The sequence below is a fragment of the Rhizobium sp. BK289 genome (assembly GCF_014193575.1).
Lineage (GTDB): Bacteria > Pseudomonadota > Alphaproteobacteria > Rhizobiales > Rhizobiaceae > Rhizobium > Rhizobium tropici_C.
The window spans coordinates 109,289-130,859 of record NZ_JACHZO010000001.1; the positions used below are offsets into that span (position 1 = coordinate 109,289).

Below are 21,571 nucleotides of genomic sequence, written 5' to 3' on the forward strand. Positions count from 1 at the left end.
ATCAGTCTGCCGGCGTGTGCTGCCAGTCCTTTTGCATTTTTTCGGAAATCAACGTGTTCTGAACTTCCGACCAATGTTTCTTGGAGTCGATGACCTTTGTCGGCTTTTTCTCGAAGCCGTCGGCGGCACCAGGATCGTAGCTCAGGTACAGCTTGCCATCGATGATGCGCCAGGCATTAGGGTCGATATTGGTGGTCACCGTGCCGAAGGAAACGCCGTCTGCGCAATAGCCGCCGTATTGCGGTGCGTATTTTCCGGGATCGGCGATGAACAGGTCACGATTCTTGGCGCTGGCGAAATGCCACTCGGCACCCAGCCAGCGATGCGAATAGGCCGAGGATCCCTGTACGGCCCTGTTTTCACTGAAATATGCCACCGTATCGTATCCCTTGATCGCGACATCACCGAAATAGCCGGTGTTGACCGGCTCCTCGGCGCAGACCGGCGCGGCAATGGCGATTGCCAAGCCTGCGAAGATCAGTGCGGCGGGTCCTGCCTGTTTGCGAGACATGTATCGGTCCTCCCTTTTCGGGCAGTTGAAGTGGTGCTATTGGCGCTTGGTGCATTCGGCAAAGAGCCAGTCGCCAACGAGATCAGCCTTTTGGCAGACCGCTCCAGCCTTCAGTAGCAGTCCAACGGTATCCCAGTGGGACCGCCATCCGGCCTGGGTCAACGGCGTGTAGCCGTTACGCTCTTTCGCTTCCAGGTCGGCCTTGTGCGCCACCAAGAAGGCTACCACATCGGCTTGCCCTTCCTCGGCAGCAGCATGCAGCGGTGACATGTGGTAGAAGTTCTGGTCGTCATTAACTTTCGCACCTTTCGACACCAGCAGCTCGACCACGTCGAGATGTCCGCCGTAGGCGGCGGCATGCAGCGCGGTAAGGCCGCCTTTGTTACGGCATTCGATATCGGCACCGTTTTCCAGCAATAGCGCGACTATATCCTTATGCCCGGCGAGCGCAGCAATGAGCAGGGGCGGTTCACCGGACTCGTTCGGGACGCCGATATCGATGCCGGCCGCGATCAATTGCGCGACGCGCTCTCGATCGCCGGTCTGGGCGGCGTCATGCAGTGGGTCTGCATAGACGAGCGGCGTCCAGAGTAAAAGGCATGCCATAAATCCGCTGACGACCCTCATCGCAAACCTCGTCCAACAAGACGACCTCACCGGTGCGAAAGAACATTTAACGTATCACGAATACGACGTCGTAATCAAGAAATCGCGCAGCAACGAGTTTAGATGGTGAGTGTTTAAAGGTGTCTTGGGTATCGCCACTCAATATGCGGTAAGAAGATCTGGCGTGAGGACACAGTCGAGCGCAGATTGCATTGCTAAAATAAAATAGCATTGGTTGTTATTACAATGGCGAGATTGCTGCATGGAAAAATGCTGGGGTGTTTAGACTGATTTTGAGCGACTTTCTCCGGCTCTTTGGTTCGACAAATCTGTTGCCCTGAGAAATCAAGATGACGGGCCGTCGGTTCGATTCCCATTGAGAACGGACATCGCGGTTCTCATGAAACCGCACTCTCTTGCCCCGTCTCGTCCATGCCGTCTTCCAAGCGGACAGCCAACTCCCGTCCTTTTTCAAGGTCTCAGATCAATCCTCGCCTGGCGAGGTTGCGCATCAGATGCGAAGTTCCGAACGTCCATGGCGCGCATTCGGTCGACAGCAGCACGCGGTTACGCAGCGCTCCAAGCTTGTCGTTGGAGATGGTAACGATGTCGCCGACCTTGTGGGTGAAGCCTTGGCCGGGCGTGTCGCGATCCTCGACGGGAGCAAATAGCGTTCCCATGAACAGCACGAAGCCGTCGGGATATTGGTGATGGCGACCGATGGTCTGGGAGACGAGATCCAGCGGATCGCGGCTGATTTCCTTCATCGAGGAGCGCCCATGCAGCACATAGCCGTCCTCGCCTTCGACCTTCAGGTCGAGATCGGCATAGCGCACGTCGTCCAGGCCGTAGGTTTCGTCGAACAGGCGGATGAAGGGGCCGATCGAACAAGAGGCGTTGTTGTCCTTCGCCTTGCCGAGCAATAGCGCGGACCGGCCCTCGACATCGCGCAGGTTGACGTCGTTGCCGAGGGTGGCGCCCTTGACTCGGCCCTGGCTGTCGACGGCGAGCACGATTTCCGGCTCTGGATTGTTCCATTTGGAGATCGGATGCAGGCCGACATCCGCACCCTGCCCGACGGAGGACATGACCTGCGATTTGGAAAAGACTTCGGCATCCGGTCCGATGCCGACTTCGAGATATTGCGACCACACACCCTCCTCGATCAGTGCGGCCTTGACCTTGGCGGCTTCCGGTGAACCGGCTTTCAAGTTGCGCAGGCTGTCGCCGATCAGCGCGGTCACCTTGCCGCGGATCGCTTCGGCAAGATCCGGATTTCCGGCGGCACGCTCCTCGATGACGCGCTCCAGCATCGAGCGGGCGAAAGTGACGCCGCAGGCCTTGATCGCCTGCAGATCGATGGGCGCGAGAAGATGGATGACCAAGTGGTTGGCCTTGGCGGTAAGCAGATCGTCGAGTTTGGCGATGGCTTCGCCTTTCTGTGCACGAATGAAAGCCACCGGATCATCTTTTTCCAGAAGGTCGCGCATGGTCGGCGCGTCCTTCGAGGTGATGTCGTATAGTGTGCCGTCCCGAACGGTGACGAGGGCAGGGCCTTCCACATCCGGGCGCCAGATGCGGCCGACGAATGTTCCGGTGGTGAATGTGTCTGAGCTCGTCATGTCGTTCGTCTCCTCCAAACTGCGTGTGTTTTCTAACCCAGGCAAATGTGCTTTGCCATCCGTTATCGATGCGGTATTCGCCCACGTTTTGGATTTTCACTTTCTTCAATTCGGTTAAAGACGTAAGGCCCCGCAGCAGCGCCGCGGGGCCTTTGGGCCGCAAGCCGGGAGAGAGAGGCTTCAGGCGGCCTGAACCTTGCGATTGCCGCGCGCCCATTCCGGCAGCCAGTCGCCGTGGGCTGTCAGCAGCTCGTCGACCAGCGACCAGATCTGGTCGAGATCGAGCTCGGCTGCCGTGTGCGGATCCATCATCGCAGCGTGATAGATGTGCTCGCGATTTTCAGTCATCAAGGCTTTGACCGTCAGCTCCTGCACATTGATGTTGGTGCGGATCAGGGCCGTCAGCTGCGGCGGCAGGTCGCCGACATGGGTCGGTTGGATGCCGGAGGCGTCGACCAGGCAGGCGACTTCCGCCGCGCAATTGAACGGCAGCGAGGTGATGCAGCCATTGTTGCGGACATTGCCGTAGATGACCGAAGGTTCGCCGGTCCAGACCGAATTGATGATCGACGAGGCATATTCCTTCGATTGCTTGACCTCTATCTTTTCCGCCGTGCGATATTCCTCCGCCTGGCTCTGCCAGCGCGCCACCTGCTCGATGCAGCGCTTCGGATATTCGTCGAGCGGGATGCCGAACTTCTCGATCAGGTCCTCGCGGCCTTCCTTGATGAAATAGGGCGTATATTCGGCGAAGTGCTCGGAGCTTTCGGTGACGAAATAGCCGAGACGGGTCAGCATCTCGTAGCGCACCTTGTTCGGGCAGCGGGGGTTCCAACCAGGCTTCGGCGCGCGTCCTTCGCGATAGGCGCGGACGAGATCGGGATAGAGATTGCGATAAGAACCATCCGGCTGACGATGCTCGAATTCGAGATAGAAGGCCATGTGGTTGATGCCGGCGGAACGATAGCGGATCTCGTCATAGGGAATATCGAGATCGTGGGCCAGTTCCATGGCCGTGCCCTGCACGGAATGGCAAAGGCCGACCTGCTTGATATTAGGGTACTTCTCGCCGATCGCCCAGGTGTTGATCGCCATGGGGTTGACATATTGCAGCATGATCGCATTCGGGCAGACGGCGAGCATGTCCTCGCAGATCTTCCAGAGATGCGGAACGGTGCGCAGACCGCGCATGATGCCGCCGACGCCGAGCGTGTCGGCGATCGTCTGGCGCAGGCCATACTTCTTCGGCACCTCGAAATCGGTAACGGTGCAGGGCTCGTAGCCGCCGATCTGGAAGGCGACGACCACGAAGTGCGCGCCGTCGAGCGCCTTGCGCTGGTCGGTGAAGGTCTCGACAGTGGCCGGAGCGCCAAGTGTCGAGGCAAGCTTGCGGGCAACGATGGCGCTTTCGTCCAGCCGCTGCGGATTGATGTCCATCAACGCGATTCTGGCGCCAGCCAGGGCAGGGCGCTGCAAGACGTCGCCGATGATATTCTTCATGAAGACGGTCGAACCGGCTCCGATGAATGTGATCTTGGGAGTGCCTGTCATGTCAAAATCTCCTGAATGCTATGAAGCCACCTCGAACGCCGCTCTGACAAGGCGTTCGGTGTAAGCCGTCTTGGGATGCGATAGAACCTGTTCGACCGGCCCTTCCTCCATGATCTTGCCGTGCTGCATGACAATGACGCGGTGGCAAAGGGCGCGGACGACCTTGAGGTCGTGGGAAATGAAGAGATAGCTCAGACCTTTCTCATCCTGCAGCTTTCGCAGGAGGTCGATGATCTGGGCCTGAACGGAAAGGTCGAGCGCCGAGGTCGGCTCGTCGAGAAGGATGAATTCCGGCTCGAGCGCGATGGCGCGGGCAATTGCGATGCGCTGGCGCTGGCCGCCGGAAAATTCATGCGGGAAGCGCGAGAGAATGTTGGCCGGCATGCCGGCGCTGACGAGCGCTTCCTTAACGCGCTCCAGGCGCTCGGCCTTGTTGGCGCCGAGATTGTTGACCACCAGCCCCTCGCAAATGATCTGGCCGATGGTCATGCGTGGATTGAGTGACGAGAAAGGATCCTGAAAGACGATCTGCATGCGCGAGCGTAAAGGCCGCATCTCGGCGCGAGACCGGCCATGGATCGGCTGCCTGTCGAAGAAAATCTCGCCGCCATCGGCATCGATCAGCCGCAGCAGCGCCTGGCCGAAGGTGGTCTTGCCCGAGCCGGATTCGCCGACAAGGCCGAGCGTCTCGTGGCGGCGCAGCTCGATATTGAGGCTGTCGACGGCGACGAGTTCGCGCATGTCGGGCTTGAAGAAGCTGCCGTGCCGCAGCATGAACGCCACCTTGACGGCCTTGCCTTCGAGAATCGTGTCGCAGTTCGGCGGCAGCGGCTTTGCCTGTCCGCGCGGCTCCGAAGTCAGCAGGTGCTGTGTATAGGGATGCTGCGGGCGCGCAAAGAGTGCCTCCGTCGTATTGTGCTCGCGCATTTCGCCATGCTGCATCACATAGACATAGTCGGAGAACTGGCGCACGACCGTCAGGTCGTGGGTGATCAGGATCACGGCCATGCCGAGCTGCTTCTGCAGGTTGCGGATGAGGTTCAGAATCTGCGCCTGCACGGTGACGTCGAGCGCCGTCGTCGGTTCGTCGGCAATCAGTACGTCCGGGTCGTTGGCGAGCGCCATGGCGATCATCACGCGCTGGCGCTGCCCACCCGAGAGTTGGTGCGGATATTGCTTCAGCCGCGCTTCCGGATCGGGGATCTGCACCTGCTTCAGGAGATCGAGTGCCCGCTTCTCGGCGTCGCGGCGGCTGACCTTGCGGTGGACTCGTATCGCTTCGACGATCTGGCTGCCGATGGTGTAGATCGGATTGAGTGAGCTCATCGGCTCCTGGAAGATCATCGAGATGCGGTCGCCGCGCAGTTGCCGGCGCGCACGCTCGGAGAATTTCAGCACGTTCTTGCCATCATAATGCACGGCGGACTTGTCGGAGACGACGGCGCGCTTGGTCAGCAGGCCCATGAGGGTGCGGGCGGTCACCGATTTTCCCGAGCCGGATTCGCCGACGATGGCGATGGTCTCGCCGCGATAAAGCTGGAAGGTGATGTCCTTGACAGCATCGACCATGCCGTCCTCGACCTTGAACTTGACGGCAATGTTGCGGGCGTCGATGACGGGCGCGGCTGTCTTGTTCGCGGCATCGAGCCGCGTGTCGGGAGCGAAGGAATTGACGAGTGCAAGAGCCATATCCATTCTCCTCTCAATAGGGATCGATCGCGTCGCGCAGGCCGTCGCCAAGGGCATTGAAGGCGAAGACGGTAACGAGAACGAAAGCGACGGGCGTGAGGATCCAGGGATAGGAGCCGATGACCGAATAGGTCGACGTATCCTGCAGCATCAGACCCCAGGAGATCAGCGGCGGTTTGACGGCAAAGCCGAGGAAGCCGAGGAAGGATTCCAGCAGCACGACACTCGGGATCGCGAGCGTCACGGTCACGATCACGTGGCTCATGACGTTCGGGAAAATATGCTGCAGGATGATGCGCCGATCGGTCGCGCCGACCGCCATGGCCGCCCGGACATAATCGATGCGCGCCAGAGCCAGCGTCTTGCCGCGCACCTCGCGCGACATCTGCGCCCAGCCGAGCGCCGACATGACGATGATGACGAAGGCGAGGAAGACGTTGGTCGGAGCCGTCACTGGGATCAGCGAGGTCAGTGCCAGGTAGAGCGGCAGCTGCGGGAAAGCCAGTACCACTTCGACGAAACGCTGGATCCAGGCATCGAGCGTGCCGCCGAAATAGCCGGATATCATGCCGACAGCAGTGCCGACGACGGTGACGATGGCAACCACCGTCAAGGCGATCATCAAGGAGATGCGCGAACCGTAAATGGCGCGGGACAGCACATCCCGGCCGAATTTGTCCGTGCCGAGGAAATGGACGGGGCCGCCATCGGTGGCGCCGAAGAGATGCCGGTCACCGGGGATAAGGCCGAAGAGATGGTAGGGGTCGCCCTTGACGAAGAGACCAAGCAGGCGAGGGTGATCGTAATCCGGTCCGACGATCGGCTGGAATGTGACCGGATCGAGATCGCTGGTCTCGGCAAGCGCGTAGACCCGAGGCTGGAGGACGAAGTTGCCATCCTTGTCGTGAAAGCTGATGACCTGCGGCGGCGCGAAGCCGGTATCGGTCGCCTTCGGGTCGAGCGGTGCGATGAATTCGGCGAAGATCGCCATCAGCAGGAGCAGGACGACGAGGGTAAGGCCGCCCATGCCGGTCCAGGAGCGCTTCAGGCGACGCCAGACCAGCGCGATGTAGCTCTCGTTGCCGCTCTTCTGCTTGATCTTCTCTTCGGGCGGCGGCGGGGCGTTGCTGAAGGCCAGCATCAGTGGATCCCTCCCTGTTGGCGCACACGTGGATCGAGCAGGGCAAGCAACACGTCGGCGATGATGTTGCCGACGATGAGGGTTGCCGAAAGCACCATCATGAAGGTTGCGGTCACGTAGACGTCGCCGACCGCCATCGAGCCGACGATCGCCGGCCCGACCGTCGGCAGCGTGAAGATGATCGCGGTCTCGATCTCGCCGGTCAGCATATAGGGCAGAACCACGCCCTGATACATGATCAGAGGATGCAGCGCATTCGGTACGGCATGGCGCATGACGACGGCGCCGCCGGAAAGGCCTTTGGCGCGCGCCGTCTCGACATATTGGGCATTCAGCGTATCGAGCAGGTTGCCGCGCATGATGCGCATATTGTAGGCGAGGCCGCCGAAGGTGGCGATCGCGACGACCGGCCAGACATGCTTGACGAGATCGACGAATTTGGCCCAGGACCAGGGCGCGCCGCCATATTGCGGCGAGAAGAAGCTGCCGATCTCCGAGACGTTGAGCTGGAAGACGAGGAGATAGACGATGATCAGCGCCATCAGGAAGCGCGGCACCGTCATGCCGAGGAAGGAGATGCCGGCAAGCAGATTGTCGATCCAGCTATATTGCCGCGTCGCCGCCCATATGCCGAAGCCGATGCCGAGAATCGATGCCAGGATGTGGCACACCAGCGCCAAGGCCAGGGTGCGCGGCAGGCGCTCGCCGACGACATCGGCCACCGGCTTGTTGTAGACCATGCTGTAGCCGAAATCGCCCCTGGTGACGATGCCGCCGATCCAGTTGAAATACTGGACGATCATCGGCTTGTCCAAGCCATGTTCCTTGCGATAGGCCTGCGCCTGGGCATCGGCCTGCTCGAAGGACGCACCGCCCTGGTTTATCAGTTGCGAGCGGATGTAATCGGCATAATCGCCCGGCGGGGCTTGGATGATGGCGAAGGTCACCACGCTCAGGATCAGGAGCACGGGAACGGCGGACGCTATGCGAACGAGCAGGAATCGTAACATCGGACGGTTCGCTTCTCTTGATGCTGTCGACAATCGCGATCCGGTGAGGACGATATGCGCCAGCGGTTCATGTTTGTCCGGCGATGCTGATCGCTGGAATGCTTCGGATTTCCACGACAGCCGGCGTCATGCCGGCTGCCATGGGGTCGTTTGGAACCTTATTTGATCGGGCCGGCGCCGCCCGGGGCGCCCGGCAGTTCCTCGGGGAACAGCTCGTATTTGCCCTGTTTGTCTGCCGCTACCCAGAGGCGTTCACGGATGATGGAATCTTCAGCCCAGTTGAACAGGAAGATCGGTGTGCCCGGAGGAACGTTGGAGAAGCGCTTGTTGATGATGAGAGCTCCCGGATATTCGGTCAGGCCGATATTGTAGAGATGCTCCGTCGAGATCTTCTGGAACTGCTTCATCAACGCCACGCGTTCGTCATTGTCCTTCGACGTGATGAACTTGTTGACGACATCGACCATGTCCTTTTCGAAGGGCATCAGATCCAGCTGTCCGCTTTCCGGGGCGCGGTGGTTCCAGCTTGTGCGCGGGCCGACCGGTGCCAGCTGCTCGGTGTTCTGCACGACCGAGGCAAGCTCCGTGGTGTTGCGACGCACCATCCAGTCGAAGCGGCCGCTGTAGTTGGCATCGTCGCGCTTAGGACCGACCAGCGCATTGATGATGACGCGTAGCCCGAGCTTTTCCATCTGGCTGACGACGCCCTCGGCAAGGCTCTTGTCGGTGGTGTAGTCGCTGCTGACCAGCAGGGTGATCTCCACATCCTTGCCGCCGTTGACGCCGGCCGGGAAGTTGACGATACCGTCGCCATCAGTATCCTTCAGTCCGGCCTTTGCCAGCTCGGCCTTCGCAGCAGCGAGATCGAACGGGTAATAGACGGTGGAATTGCGATCATAGAAGCTGCTGCCGGAGGATAGGCCACCCGGATAGATCGCCGTGAACGGTCCCTTGACCAGCGACTCCCCGAGCGCTTTGCGATCGAGCGCCATGGTGACGGCCTTGCGGAAATCCTCGTTGCGGTTCAAGTCACGTACCGCCTGTGCACGCGCGTCCGGATTGCCCCAGCCATTGGCGGAGAAATTCATCTGCAGGTTATAGCCGATGAGGCGGGGACCGAAGGCGAGACGGGCCGGAGCATCCGGCTGTGCGGCGCGCTTCAGAGAGGCGACGAAGTTTTCCGGCTGCTCGAGGTTCGACAGATCGCCGGAGCCGGCAACCGCCTGCACGTCGCGGTCTGCCCAGGTCGAGAGCTTGTAGTGCAACTCGTTGAGGTAAGGCAGCTGATTGCCCTTTTCGTCGACCTTCCAGTAATAGGGATTGCGGCGCATGACGATGATGTCGTCGGAACGATATTCGACCGGCACCCAGCCACCCATGACCGGCATGTTCATATATTCCGGCGGGAAGGCGTTCTTGAACTGGTCGTAGGTATTCTTGGAATATTTCGGGTGCTGCGGCTTGAGGATATGTGATGGGCCCGGGCAGAAGCTGGGGTAGGCCATCGTGTAGAGATACTGTTTCGGGAAGGCATCCTTGAAGGTCCACTCGATCGTGTAATCGTCGATTTTCTTCAGCGTCGTTCCCTCGCCGAACGCTTCCGGCGATGCGCCGCCGCCAAGCGGCGAGACATTCGGATCGATGACCTCGTCATCCCAGTAGAACATGATGTCGTCGGCGTTGAAGGGCGCGCCATCGGACCATTTCGCGCCCTCGATGAGGTGCATGGTGAGCTTATGGCCATCGGGGGACCATTCCCAGCTCTTGGCGAGGTTCGGTAGTGGTTCGGTATCCTTCGCCTCGACCTGAAACAGGGGAGCCGTGCGCGTCAGGCACTCCGAAAGGCCGATGTCGATGCCGCCCCAGCCCTGCGTCTGGCCGGCGCCGTAGTTCCAGCCCTCCGGCCGGCCGCCGATGACATGACGCAGCGTGTCGCCATAGACACCGATGCCGTCGGGCATGTTGCCGGTTTTGAACACGAGCGGCTCTTTCGGCAGACGATCCTTGACGGGCGGCAGTTTGCCGGTCTTGACGAACTTCTCCGTCACCCAGGCAGGCTCGTGATATTCCGGCAGCGCCTTGAACTCCAGAATGGAGTTGCGCTCGACATATTTGATCTTTCCTTCCGCCGGGAAGACCGGTGGAACGGGTGGCACAGTCGGTTCGGCCGCATGGGCGCTGATCGCGATTGCGGATGTGGCAATCGTCAACGCAGCCAGAAGGCCGATCGGTCGAAAATGTCTCATCTTTTCTCTCTCCCTAAATCGCGAGCGTTCCGTTCGAGACCTCGCTTTCCTCCTTTGAAACGAAAGATGGCTGGTTGAAGCGGGACATCCCCTTAAGATCCCGCCTCAACCTTCACCTTCCGGCCTGCCTGTTCGTCAGCCAGCCTGTTTCAAGGCTGCTTTCTCTGCGCGCAACTCCTCGATCGAGCGAACGTTGCGGCTCGCCGCGCCCTTCCAGTCGCGTGTCTTGACCTTGCCACGCGACAGGCGCTCCTTCGCGTCGTCCACGGCATGCGCATATTGCGGCAGCCAGCGCGCTTCCGCGACGACCATTTCGTCGACCATCTGCCAAACCTCCTCCGGTGTGGCGACGGCGCCCACCAGCGGGTCGTGCAATACGGCGAGTTTCAAGAGATCGATGTCGCCGCTGATGGCGGCATGGACCGACATGCGCTGAACGTTGATCGAAGAAATGCAGGTGGCAGCGCACGCCTCGGGCAGTGTTATGCCCGCCACCATGTTGATGCCGAAGCGATCGACGAAGCCGGGTGACTCGATGATGGCATCGGCGGGCAGGTTGGTGATGACGCCGTTGTTCTTGACGTTGAAATGGCCGCGATAGACGCGGTTGGTTTCCAGCGCTTCGAGAATATGGCTGGCATGCTCGTTGGAGCGCCGTGTCGGGTCGATCGGCTGCGAGGCGCTGTCGAGGATCTGCTGGAATTCCGTCTCGAACCAGTTGCGCGTTTCGGTGGAGTGACGCAGATAGCCGCCGGTCTCGCCATGGATCCAGTCCGACATGTCGATCCATTTGTTGATCTCGTCGGGGCGCTTGCGATACCAGGGCAGGTATTCCGACAGGTGTCCGTTGCTCTCCGTCGAATAGACGCCGAAACGCTTCAGCACATCGATACGCAGCTTTTCCTGCTGTGAATAGACCGGATGCGCCTCGAAGGCGGCGATCAGCTCGTCCTTGCCGATCTTGCGGCCGTTGAGGCGCAGGTCGACGAACCAGGTCTGGTGGTTGATGCCCGAGCAGATATAGTCGAGCTCGCGCTTGTCCTTGGCGCCGAGCACCTCGGCGATCTGTTCGGCGCCATGCTGGACGCCGTGGCAAAGGCCGATCGTATCGACCTTGCCGTATTCGATCGCCGCCCAGGTGTTCATCGCCATCGGGTTGGCATAGTTCAGGAATTTGGCGCCGCTCTCGGCGACCTCGCGGATATCCTTGCAGAAATCAAGGATGACCGGGATGTTGCGCTGGCCGTAAAGAATGCCGCCGGCGCAGATCGTGTCGCCGACGCACTGATCGATACCGTATTTCAGCGGAATACGGATATCTTCGGCGTAAGCCTCCAAGCCGCCGACCCGCACGCAGCTGATGACATAGCGTGCGCCTTCCAGCGCCTTGCGGCGATCCGTGGTGGCGGTGACGCGCGTCGGCAGCCTGTTGGATTCAACGATCCGGTCGAGGATCGCCTTGATCATCGTCAGATTGTGCTCACTCAGATCCGTCAGCGCGAACTCGACATCGCGGAATTCCGGCACGCAGAGAATGTCGGTGAACAGCTTTTTCGTGAAGCCGACGCTGCCGGCGCCGATAATAGCGATTTTGAAACTCATGATCCTCACCTTCAAGTCGATCGAACAAGCAGCGGCAGGGGAAATCGACAGCGTTTTTGTCCATTGTCGCATCGGTTGCGGAACGGGCCGAAATCGAGATTTTTCCTCCGATCGCCGTTCCTCGCCGGCGAGCATGCGCTGTTTTCTGGCGGGATTATGCCTATAATCGCCGAGGCGAACAGAGAACTATTATGCTTTTGAGGGTAATTTTGTGCTGCAGGAATTGATCGACAACGGACAGGTCATGCGGACGGTTTCACTGCCGCGTGGACGCCACCGATTGCACGCCATGCCAACCAGTGCGGGATATGAAGTGCGCTATGATGAACCCTATGATTGGGATGGACGGCGGCGCGGTCTGACACCGTTCACCGTGCTGCAGCACACGATCAGCGGCACCGGGCGCCTGCGTTATGAAAGCCGCAATTATCGTGTCAATGCCGGCGACACACTGCTCGTTCTCGTGCCGCATAATCACCGCTATTGGCTGGAGAAGGGGGAGCGTTGGGAATATTTCTGGATTTCCATGAACGGCGAGGAAGCGTTGCGCATCCATCGCCTGATTCTCGCCGCAGCCGGTCCGGTGTTGAAGCTACAGCAGGCGACGATCGATCATCTTGCCGATTGCAGCCTTCGGCTCGTAAAGGGCGCTACGACGCCGGCTTCGGCTTCGGCCATCGCCTATGAGGCGGCCATGGCGCTCTATGACGACGTCTTCGGCTCGCATGCCTTTGCCGCCGACCGCTCTGTCATGCAGATCGTCATCGATCATATCAATGCCAATCTCGACAAGCCGCTGCCAGTCGAAGAACTGGCGAAGGTGGGCGGTCTCAGCCGCGCGCATTTTTCGCGCGTCTTCGCCGAGAGCGAAGGCGTGCCGCCGGCGGAATTCGTTTTGCAGCAGCGCATGCAGCGCGCGGCGAAGCTGCTGACGAAGGCCGCCTTCATCCCCGTCAAGGAAGTCGCGATCATGTCGGGCTTCGACGATGCCAATTATTTCTCCAAGGTGTTTCGCCGCATCTACGGCATCAATCCGACGGAGTTTCGCACGACGGGCATGTATGCCGCGGTGCGCAGTCCGGTCGAGGAGACGAAGAATGCACGGAGCCGATAGATCCGTGATAGGTCGGCATCCTTGCCATCGCTTGCTTGTCTTGAAAATGGAAATCCGCCAACCGGTCGCATTGCGCAACGGCGGCGAGCCTGTATAGATATTGCCCCGCGGCGTCCCGCCTGCCTCGCCGCGCGCCTGACTTCCCAGCAACATCTGTTCGTCCCCGCCGCGACGGGCTTAATCGATAGGATTGAATATGCGTTCTGTTGTCGCCTTCAACGAATCCTGGACGTTTCGCGAAGGATTCTCGCCCAGGGATGTCGGCCGCCCGCAGGACGGACAGCAGGTCACTCTGCCGCATACGGCCGTCGAACTGCCTTTCAACTATTTCGACGAGAAATCCTATCAGCGCGCCTTCACCTATCAGAAAATAATGGAGTGGGACGACACATTCGCCGGGCGGGAGATATCGCTGATCTTTGATGCGGCCATGGCCGACGCCGTTGTTTATCTGAACGGCGAGGAGGTTGTTGCTCATAAAGATGGCTATACGCCGTTCGAGGCGCGCCTGACCGGCCGGCTGCGTCAGGGCGAAAACCTCATCACGGTCAAGATCGATGGCAGCGAGAACCCGGAGATACCGCCTTTCGGTGGCCGGATCGATTACCTGACCTATGCCGGCATCTATCGTGATGTCTGGTTGAAGCTGACCGATCCGGTCTCGGTTGCCAACATCAAGGTCGAAACCGCCGATGTCCTTTCCGACCGCAAATCCGCGACGGTGCGCTGCGACATCTCCAACCCGCAAAATCTCGCTTTTAAGGGGACGGTGACCGTTACTCTACGCTCCGTGGACGGAGCAACCATCGCTTCCGGTGAGGCTGACACATCCGGTGAAAGCGTGAAGCTCAGCTTTGCCGGCCTTTCCGGCCTTTCGCTTTGGGAACTCGACGATCCGGTTCTTTATTCGGCCGAAGTGGAGCTTGCGAGCGATCACGGCGCGGACCGTCATGCCGCGACCTTTGGCTTCCGCACGGCAGGCTTCACAGCGGAAGGCTTCCTGCTGAACGGCAAGAAGCTGAAGCTGCGCGGGCTCAACCGCCATCAGGCCTTTCCCTATGTCGGCTATGCGATGGGCCGCTCTGCCCAGGAGCGCGACGCTGAAATCATGAAGCGCACCCTGAAATGCAACATCGTGCGCACCTCGCACTATCCGCAATCGAAGTGGTTCCTCGATCATTGCGACCGCATCGGCCTGCTGGTCTTCGAGGAAATCCCCGGTTGGCAGCATATCGGCGATAAGGAATGGCAGCAGGAATCGATCCGCAACGTGCGCCGAATGATCGAACGCGACTGGAATCACCCATCGATCGTCATCTGGGGCGTACGCATCAACGAATCCCAGGATTCTCACGATTTCTATGCCGAGACGAACCGCCTGGCGCGCGAGCTCGATCCGACACGTCAGACCGGCGGCGTGCGTTACATCACCGAGAGCGAGATGCTCGAGGACGTCTACACCATGAATGATTTCATCCTCGGCAACGAGGAGCTGCCGGGTGCCAACCGGCCGCGCACGCCGCTGAGGCCGCAGCAGGAAAATACCGGCCTTTCCAAGGATGTGCCCTATCTGATCACCGAATTCGGCGGCCATATGTATCCGACGAAGATCTACGATCAGGAGCAGCGCCAGGCCGAGCATGTCCGCCGGCATCTGGAAGTGCTGAACGCCGCCTATGGCGACCCCTCGATATCAGGCGCCATTGGCTGGTGCATGTTCGACTACAATACCCATAGCGATTTCGGCTCGGGCGATCGCATCTGCTATCACGGCGTGATGGACATGTTCCGCGAGCCGAAATTCGCCGCTTATGTCTATGCCAGCCAGTGCGAGCCCGCCGAAGAGATCGTCATGAAGCCGGTGACGATCTGGGCGCGCGGCGAGCGCAATATCGGCGGCGCGCTGCCGCTGATCGTTCTGACCAATTGCGATGAGGTCGAGCTGCGTTACGGCTCGCTGACCAAGCGTCTCGGCCCGGACCGGGAGACTTTCCCGCACCTGCCGCATCCTCCCGTCGTCTTCGATCACCGTGCCTTCACTCCGGACGAGCTCGGCGTATGGGGGATGGAATGGGAAGACGTGCATTTCACCGGCTATATCGGCGGCAGAAAGGTTGTCGAGCAGCATATGGTCGCCAATCCGCTGCCGGCGTCGCTTCAGGTCGAAGCCGATGCCGATACCTTGCGCGCAGGCGAGCGCGATGCGGTGCGCGTCATCGTGCGTGCGCTCGATCAGGCCGGCTCGCGTCTGCCTTTCCTCAATGAGGCCGTCACGATCAAGGTCGAAGGTCCGGCGAAGGTTATCGGGCCGGAAACGGTGGCATTCCAGGGCGGGACCACAGGTTTCTGGCTGCAGGCAATCGGAGAAGCCGGTGCGATCAGGCTGGAAGTCTCGTCTCCGCGCTTTGCCAGCCAAAGCCTGAGCTTCACGGCGAAATAAGCGAACGGCCGGCTCCCGTCGTCACGCGGCGGAGCCGGCAATTTCTCCCGGAACCTGCGGGATCGACTGCAGCAGCGTCTGTCGTGCCGAAGCAAGATGCTGACGGCAGGCAGCGTCGATCCTCTGCTGGTCGCGCGATTGCAGCGCTTCGATATAGTCGAGATGCTCCACTATGGCGCGGGCATTGCGCTCGCGTGCGAAAGCCTTGTTCCACTGATAGTGATAGTGAAAAATGATGGCGATGACGTCGTAGAACTCGGTGATGAAGCGATTCTTCGAGGCGCGATGGATGAGAAGGTGAAATTTTTCGTCGAGGCGCGAGAAATCGCGGTAATGCGCGTCGAAATCTTTGAGCAGCTCGTGGTGTTCCTGCTCGATCGCCTTGAGATCCTCCCAGGCGTGATGATTGGCAGGCAAGCGGCCGAACTCGGCTGCGGAATGCAGCTCGAACATTTCCCGCACGTCAGCAAGTTCGAGCGCGAATTCGCTGGTGAAGCCCTTGAGAATCCAGTGGCTGTTCGGCCGTTTCTCGATCAGGCCGAAGCGGCTGAATCGGATGAGAAATTCACGAACGACCGACGTGCCAGTGCCGATTTCGCGCGCCAGTTCCAGCTCGTTGATCTGCATGCCGGGCTGGGCTTCATCGGACATGATGCGCACCATGAAGCTGCGCTCGATGATATCGTGCAGTGAATCGGTTTCCTCCTTGGGAAAGAAATCGGCCTCGGTCGGCTGGCGCAGTACAACCTTCTGCCGCTTGTTCCAGAGAATGATGCCGGCGTCGCTGAGACGCATCAGGATCGCCCGCGCCGTGCTGCGGCTGACGCCGAGCTCGGCTGCGATTTCAGGCTCGCTCGGCAGTTCGGTATCGAGCTTCAGGCGGGCTGCATAGCGATTGTAGGCTTCCTTGAAGAGCGTGTTTTGCCTTGCCATTTCCCCCTCGCGTATCGTCGCCGCTCTTTGCTGGCGGCGCTGTCTGAACCATGTTCCGATGGCAGTCAATTGCAGGAGTTATGTCGAAACCGCTGTTTCCGTCGTCTCCCGTGACGGTCCCTATGATTTCCTCGTTGACACCAAAATGTTTATTGTAGATAAAAAACAAAATCAATGGCGATGGACGCCGAGAGCGTCCGTTAACGCCACCGAAATTGAAATGATCGTCATCACAAGGGAGAGGTGATGCAGAGAAGAACAATCGGCAGGACGGGCCTTGAGGTCACGGAGATCAGCTTCGGCGCTGCGGCGCTGGGCGGCCTCTATCGTGCCTGCCCTCGCGATCAGGCGATGAAGACCTTGCAGGCGGCCTGGGATAGCGGCATCCGCTATTTCGACGTGGCACCCTGGTATGGCTTCGGCCTTGGCGAGCGCCATGTCGGCGATTTCCTGCGCGATCAGCCGGAAGACAGTTACGTGCTGTCGACCAAAGTCGGTCGCCTCATGCGGCCGGTGCCGAGCGACAAGGTGCCGAATTACGGCTATGTCGATCCCCTGCCTTTCGATGCCGACTACGATTATTCCTATGACGGCATCATGCGCTCGGTTGAATTCAGCTATGCACGCCTCGGTCTCAATCGCATCGATATTCTCTATGTCCACGATATCGGCGGCTATACCCACGGCAAGGCACTCAACGAACGTTACCTGGGGCAGCTTCTGGGATCCGGGTTAAAGGCTCTGGAGGAGCTGAAATCATCCGGCACGATCAAGGCCTATGGCCTTGGGGTCAATGAGGTGCCGGTCTGCCTGGACGTCATGCATGCGGCCGATATCGACTGCATTCTGCTCGCCGGTCGCTATACGCTGCTGGACCGCTCGGCGGTTGCCGAGCTGGTGCCGCTTTGCGAGAAGAAAGGAACATCGCTGGTCGTCGGCGGTGTCTTCAACTCCGGCATTCTGGCGACTGGTCCCGTGCCCGGCGCGCATTTCGATTATCTGCCGGCAACGCCGGATATCCTGGCCAAGGTTGGGGCTATGGAAGAGATCGCCCGCAAGCATAGTGTACCGCTTGCCCAGCCTGCGCTTCAGTTCCCGCTGCGCAGTCCCTGCGTGGCCTCGGTGTTGATCGGCACGGCGAAGCCGGAAAGTCTTGTCCGCAATATGCAGCTGGTGGAGCCCCGGCTCCCCGACAGTTTCTATGCGGAGTTCGAAGGGTTGACCCTCGTGGCGCCGCCGTTGGGAGACGAGGCGGTCCGGGTCTAGCAGATTGGAGCTTCGAGCCGTCGGAGAGATGGCTTCGTAGAGGAGGAAAGCCTGTTTTGGCGTCGGTGGCTTTTCCGCCGCGCGATGCGTGACGCCGCAAGGCGTCGCGATACCAGCCGTAAGCGTTCAGCGGCAGGTGTGCAGGAGAGAGAGCGCGTTGAGAGGAGAAGCAGATGAAAATTGCCAAGTCACTTTTGTCCCGCCGCAGCTTTGCCGGCCTCGCCGGTGCTGCCGTCATCGCCATGGCGATGCCCATGCAGTCCTTCGCGGCCGACGTGACCATCCCGATCATCGTCAAGGATACCACATCCTTCTACTGGCAGATCGTTCTTGCCGGCGCTCGCCAGGCAGGCAAGGATCTCGGTGTGAAGGTGCCGGAGCTCGGCGCTCAATCGGAATCCGACATTAACGGCCAGATCAGCATTCTAGAAAACGCCGTTGCCGGCAAGCCGGCTGCGGTGGTCATCTCGCCGACCGAGTTCAAGGCGCTCGGCAAGCCCGTGGATGAAGCCGCCAAGTCCGTGCCGGTCGTCGGCATCGACTCCGGCGCCGATTCCAAATCCTTCGTCTCGTTCCTGACCACCGACAACGTCCAGGGCGGCCGCATCGCCGCCGATGGTCTTGCCGCCGCAATCAAGGGCATGACCGGCAAGGAAGAGGGTGAGATCGCCATCATCACCAGCCTGCCGGGCGTCGGTTCCCTCGATCAGCGCCGCCAGGGGTTCCTGGAGGAGGTCAAGAGCAAATATCCGGGCCTCAAGGTCGTTGCTGACAAGTATGCCGATGGTCAGGCAACAACCGGCCTCAACATCATGACCGACCTGATCACGGCCAACCCGAAGCTCGTCGGCGTCTTCGCCTCCAACCTGATCATGGCTCAGGGCGTCGGCCAGGCCATCGCCGAAAACAAGCTCGGCGACAAGATCAAGGTGATCGGCTTCGACAATGACGACAAGACCGTCGGTTTCCTGAAATCGGGCGTTCTTGCCGGTCTCGTGGTGCAGGATCCCTATCGCATGGGTTATGACGGCATCAAGACGGCGCTCGCCGCTTCGAAGAAGGAAAAAGTTCCGGCCAACGTCGATACCGGCGCCAACCTCGTCACCAAGGCGAATATGAGCGATCCGAAAATCGATGCGCTCTTGAACCCGAAGGTCAAGTAAGACTTGAGGCCGCGCCCGAAGCATCGGGCGCGGCCTTTCGCCTGGCCGCGTCCCCCGAGGCGGCCGTGCGGAGATGTGAGAGGGAGGAGACGTCATGACGAGCCTTGAAGAAATCAGCCATCGGCACGATGACACTGTCAAAACGGAAGCAAACCGCATTCCGGCGGGCTCGCCCATTCTTGAGCTCAAGGGCCTGCAGAAGCGCTATGGCTTCGTCGAGGCGCTGAAACCTGCGACCGTCACGTTTCTGGCCGGCGAGATTCACGCGATCGTCGGCGAGAACGGTGCCGGCAAATCGACACTCATCAAGCTCTTGACCGGCGTCATCACCAGGACGGCGGGCGAAATCTTCTGGTGCGGCCATCCGGTTGCGCTCGCAACGCCCAATGAGGCGATCGCCCGCGGCATCAATGCCGTGCATCAGGAAGTGGTGCTCTGCCCGCACCTCACGGTGGCCGCCAATCTTTTCCTTGGCGACGAGGTCAATCGTTTCGGCCTGATGCGCAAGAAGCAGATGGTGGCCATGGCGCAGACCGTGCTCGACGATCTCGGCTTCGGGCTGCCGGCCGGCGAACTGTTGGGATCGCTCACGATCGGTCAGCAGCAGCTGGTCGCGACTGCGAGAGCCGCGATGCGCGGCACGCAGTTCCTGATTTTCGACGAGCCGACCGCCTATCTCACCCGCCAGGAATCGGCGCAGCTGTTCAAGCTGATCCGCCGCCTGCAGGGCGAGGGTGTGACGATCGTCTATATCAGCCATCGCATGGAAGAGGTGTTCGAACTCGCCGACCGGGTTTCTGTACTGCGCGACGGCACGCATGTCGGCACCCGCACGATCGCCGAAACCAACGAGGACGAGTTGATCAAGCTGATGATCAATCGTTCCATCGAACAGATCTATCACAAGGAAGAGGTTCCGATCGGCGATACCATCCTCGAGACGCGCGGTCTTTCCGGGCCCGGCTTCGAGAATGTTTCGCTGAGCGTTCGTGCCGGCGAGATCGTCGGCCTTTACGGACTGATCGGCGCCGGCCGCAGCGAATTCGCTCTCGGTCTTTACGGGCGTCAGCCGCTCTCTGCCGGGGAAATTTATTGGCAGGGCCGCAAGGTCGAAATCCGCAACGAACGTGACGCGATGGAACTCGGCATAGCGCTGGCGCCTGAAAGCCGGCGCGATCAGGGGCTTTGCCTCAACCTGCCGATTGGACTCAACATCAATCTGCCCGTATTCAAGCGGTTAAGCCGCGGCCCGATCATCGACAGGAAAGGCGAATCCACCAACGCCGACAAGCAGATCCGTGATCTCAGCATCAAGACGCCGAGCCGGCGGGTTCTGGTCTCCGCCATGTCCGGCGGCAACCAGCAGAAGGTGGTCATCGGCAAATGGTTGAGCCATGGTGCCAAGCTCTTTATTTTCGATGAGCCGACGGTCGGCGTCGATGTCGGGACAAAGGCTGAAATCTATCGGCTATTCGCCAAGCTGCTTCGCGACGGCGCCGGCATCATCGTCATCTCATCCTATCTGCCCGAGGTCTACGAGCTCGCCGATCGCCTGCACGTTTTCCGCCAAGGCCAGCTGGTCGCCAGCCATGATTTCCATGCGGCAACGCATGAGGAAGTCCTCGGCGAAGCGATCGGCGTCTGAACAACAAACAAGTCGAAAGAGGGAGAACAAGAAAATGGCCGCGAATACGACAGAAGGCCCAGCGGTTGCGCCGCGGCGCAAGATGAACATCCTCTTCAGCTTGACGCTGATCCTGCTGCTGCTGGCGCTCTGGATCCTCCTGGGCTTCTGGACCGACAAGTTCTGGACGCCGCTCAACATCACCAATCTGATGCGTCAGGGGTCGATGACCGCCATTCTTGCGCTCGGCCAGACCTTCGTCATCATCACGGCGGGTATCGACCTCTCCGTCGGCGCGATCGTCGGCTTTTGCACGGTCATCATCGCCTGGCTGCTTCAGGCTGGATTTCCAGTATGGGCCGCCATTCTCATCACCCTGCTGTTCGGGGTTCTGATCGGGGCGTTCCACGGCTTCGGCATCGTGCGCATGGGCTTGCCGCCCTTCATCATCACGCTGGCGACACTGACGTCGCTACGAGGCATCGGCCTGCTGATTACCAACGGCTCGACGATCAATATCGTCAATGATGATTTCACCAATTTCGCCGTTTCGGATTTCCTGGGGATTCCAAGCCTGTTCTGGATGGTGATACTGGTGGCAATTCCAGCCGTCATTTTCCTGCATCTGAGCCGGTGGGGCCGTTATCTCTTCGCCGTCGGCTCAAACCGCGAAGCAGCCCGGCTTTCCGGCGTCAACGTCAACTGGATGATCTATCTCGCCTACATCCTCTCGGGAACCTGCGCCGCCTTCGTCGGTATTCTGCTTGCCTCGCGCATCGCGATCGGCAATGCCACCCAGGCCGATGGCTGGGAGCTGCAGGCGATCGCCTCGTCGGTGATCGGCGGAACGAGCCTGTTCGGCGCGGTCGGCTCGGTCTACGGCCCGCTGATCGGCGCATTCATCCTGGCGACGATCAACAACGGTGCCAATCTCTTGAACCTGAATTCCTTCTGGCAACGCATCATCACCGGCGTACTGATCATCGTCATTGTCTATTTCGATCAGCTGCGTCGCCGGCGGCTTTAATCCGGTGCCGCCGATCCAGAGGCCGG

16 protein-coding genes are annotated in these 21,571 nt (G+C 60.1%); 6 read left to right on the forward strand and 10 right to left on the reverse strand.

Annotated features, from left to right (window positions below):
• Position 1 precedes the first annotated feature (1 nt).
• The 9 genes from FHT84_RS00490 to FHT84_RS00530 all read right to left on the reverse strand — a co-directional run bounded on the left by FHT84_RS00490 (position 2) and on the right by FHT84_RS00530 (position 11,978).
• Positions 2 to 511 (reverse strand): YHS domain-containing (seleno)protein, encoded by a 510-nt coding sequence (locus tag FHT84_RS00490; RefSeq protein WP_112344553.1) that lies wholly within the window; start codon positions 509 to 511, stop codon positions 2 to 4.
• A gap of 36 nt (positions 512 to 547) precedes the next feature.
• Positions 548 to 1,138, reverse strand: a complete 591-nt coding sequence (locus FHT84_RS00495; RefSeq protein ID WP_112344554.1) for an ankyrin repeat domain-containing protein — start codon at positions 1,136 to 1,138, stop codon at positions 548 to 550.
• 458 nt (positions 1,139 to 1,596) lie between these two features.
• Positions 1,597 to 2,739 carry a fumarylacetoacetate hydrolase family protein gene (locus FHT84_RS00500; protein WP_112344555.1) on the reverse strand — a complete coding sequence of 381 codons (1,143 nt, stop codon included), beginning with the start codon at positions 2,737 to 2,739 and terminating at the stop codon, positions 1,597 to 1,599.
• A gap of 180 nt (positions 2,740 to 2,919) precedes the next feature.
• Positions 2,920 to 4,290 (reverse strand): alpha-glucosidase/alpha-galactosidase, encoded by a 1,371-nt coding sequence (locus FHT84_RS00505; RefSeq protein WP_113250308.1) that lies wholly within the window; start codon positions 4,288 to 4,290, stop codon positions 2,920 to 2,922.
• 18 nt (positions 4,291 to 4,308) lie between these two features.
• Positions 4,309 to 5,979: an ABC transporter ATP-binding protein gene (locus FHT84_RS00510; RefSeq protein ID WP_112344557.1), complete on the reverse strand. Its 1,671-nt coding sequence runs from the start codon at positions 5,977 to 5,979 to the stop codon at positions 4,309 to 4,311.
• A 13-nt stretch (positions 5,980 to 5,992) separates the two neighbouring features.
• Positions 5,993 to 7,120, reverse strand: a complete 1,128-nt coding sequence (locus tag FHT84_RS00515; protein ID WP_112344558.1) for an ABC transporter permease — start codon at positions 7,118 to 7,120, stop codon at positions 5,993 to 5,995.
• Positions 7,120 to 8,130 carry an ABC transporter permease gene (locus FHT84_RS00520; protein ID WP_112344559.1) on the reverse strand — a complete coding sequence of 337 codons (1,011 nt, stop codon included), beginning with the start codon at positions 8,128 to 8,130 and terminating at the stop codon, positions 7,120 to 7,122. Before FHT84_RS00520 ends, FHT84_RS00515 begins: the two co-directional genes overlap by 1 nt.
• Positions 8,131 to 8,288: 158 nt before the next feature.
• A complete protein-coding gene (locus tag FHT84_RS00525; protein ID WP_112344560.1) occupies positions 8,289 to 10,376 on the reverse strand; it encodes an ABC transporter substrate-binding protein in 2,088 nt (695 codons plus the stop codon).
• Between the two features lie 135 nt (positions 10,377 to 10,511).
• Positions 10,512 to 11,978: an alpha-glucosidase/alpha-galactosidase gene (locus tag FHT84_RS00530; protein WP_183761209.1), complete on the reverse strand. Its 1,467-nt coding sequence runs from the start codon at positions 11,976 to 11,978 to the stop codon at positions 10,512 to 10,514.
• A gap of 211 nt (positions 11,979 to 12,189) precedes the next feature.
• Here FHT84_RS00530 and FHT84_RS00535 point away from each other — a divergent pair, with 211 nt between their 5' ends.
• Both FHT84_RS00535 and FHT84_RS00540 read left to right on the forward strand, forming a co-directional pair.
• Positions 12,190 to 13,092 (forward strand): AraC family transcriptional regulator, encoded by a 903-nt coding sequence (locus FHT84_RS00535; protein WP_183761206.1) that lies wholly within the window; start codon positions 12,190 to 12,192, stop codon positions 13,090 to 13,092.
• A gap of 196 nt (positions 13,093 to 13,288) precedes the next feature.
• Positions 13,289 to 15,532, forward strand: coding sequence for a glycoside hydrolase family 2 protein (locus FHT84_RS00540; protein WP_183761203.1), 2,244 nt, complete (start codon positions 13,289 to 13,291; stop codon positions 15,530 to 15,532).
• Positions 15,533 to 15,553: 21 nt separating this feature from the next.
• On the opposite strand, the gene FHT84_RS00545 is transcribed toward FHT84_RS00540, so the two are convergent.
• Positions 15,554 to 16,465, reverse strand: a complete 912-nt coding sequence (locus FHT84_RS00545; RefSeq protein WP_112344563.1) for a GntR family transcriptional regulator — start codon at positions 16,463 to 16,465, stop codon at positions 15,554 to 15,556.
• Positions 16,466 to 16,711: 246 nt separating this feature from the next.
• On the opposite strand from FHT84_RS00545, the gene FHT84_RS00550 reads away from it, so the two are divergent.
• The 4 genes from FHT84_RS00550 (at position 16,712) to FHT84_RS00565 (ending at position 21,545) form a co-directional block, all read left to right on the forward strand.
• Positions 16,712 to 17,731 (forward strand): aldo/keto reductase, encoded by a 1,020-nt coding sequence (locus FHT84_RS00550; RefSeq protein ID WP_183761200.1) that lies wholly within the window; start codon positions 16,712 to 16,714, stop codon positions 17,729 to 17,731.
• Positions 17,732 to 17,904: 173 nt separating this feature from the next.
• Positions 17,905 to 18,894 (forward strand): ABC transporter substrate-binding protein, encoded by a 990-nt coding sequence (locus FHT84_RS00555; RefSeq protein ID WP_112344565.1) that lies wholly within the window; start codon positions 17,905 to 17,907, stop codon positions 18,892 to 18,894.
• Positions 18,895 to 18,988: 94 nt separating this feature from the next.
• A complete protein-coding gene (locus FHT84_RS00560) occupies positions 18,989 to 20,539 on the forward strand; it encodes a sugar ABC transporter ATP-binding protein (protein WP_112344566.1) in 1,551 nt (516 codons plus the stop codon).
• A 34-nt stretch (positions 20,540 to 20,573) separates the two neighbouring features.
• Complete coding sequence (locus FHT84_RS00565; RefSeq protein ID WP_112344567.1) at positions 20,574 to 21,545, forward strand: ABC transporter permease; 972 nt, start codon at positions 20,574 to 20,576, stop codon at positions 21,543 to 21,545.
• The last annotated feature ends 26 nt before the right edge of the window (positions 21,546 to 21,571 follow it).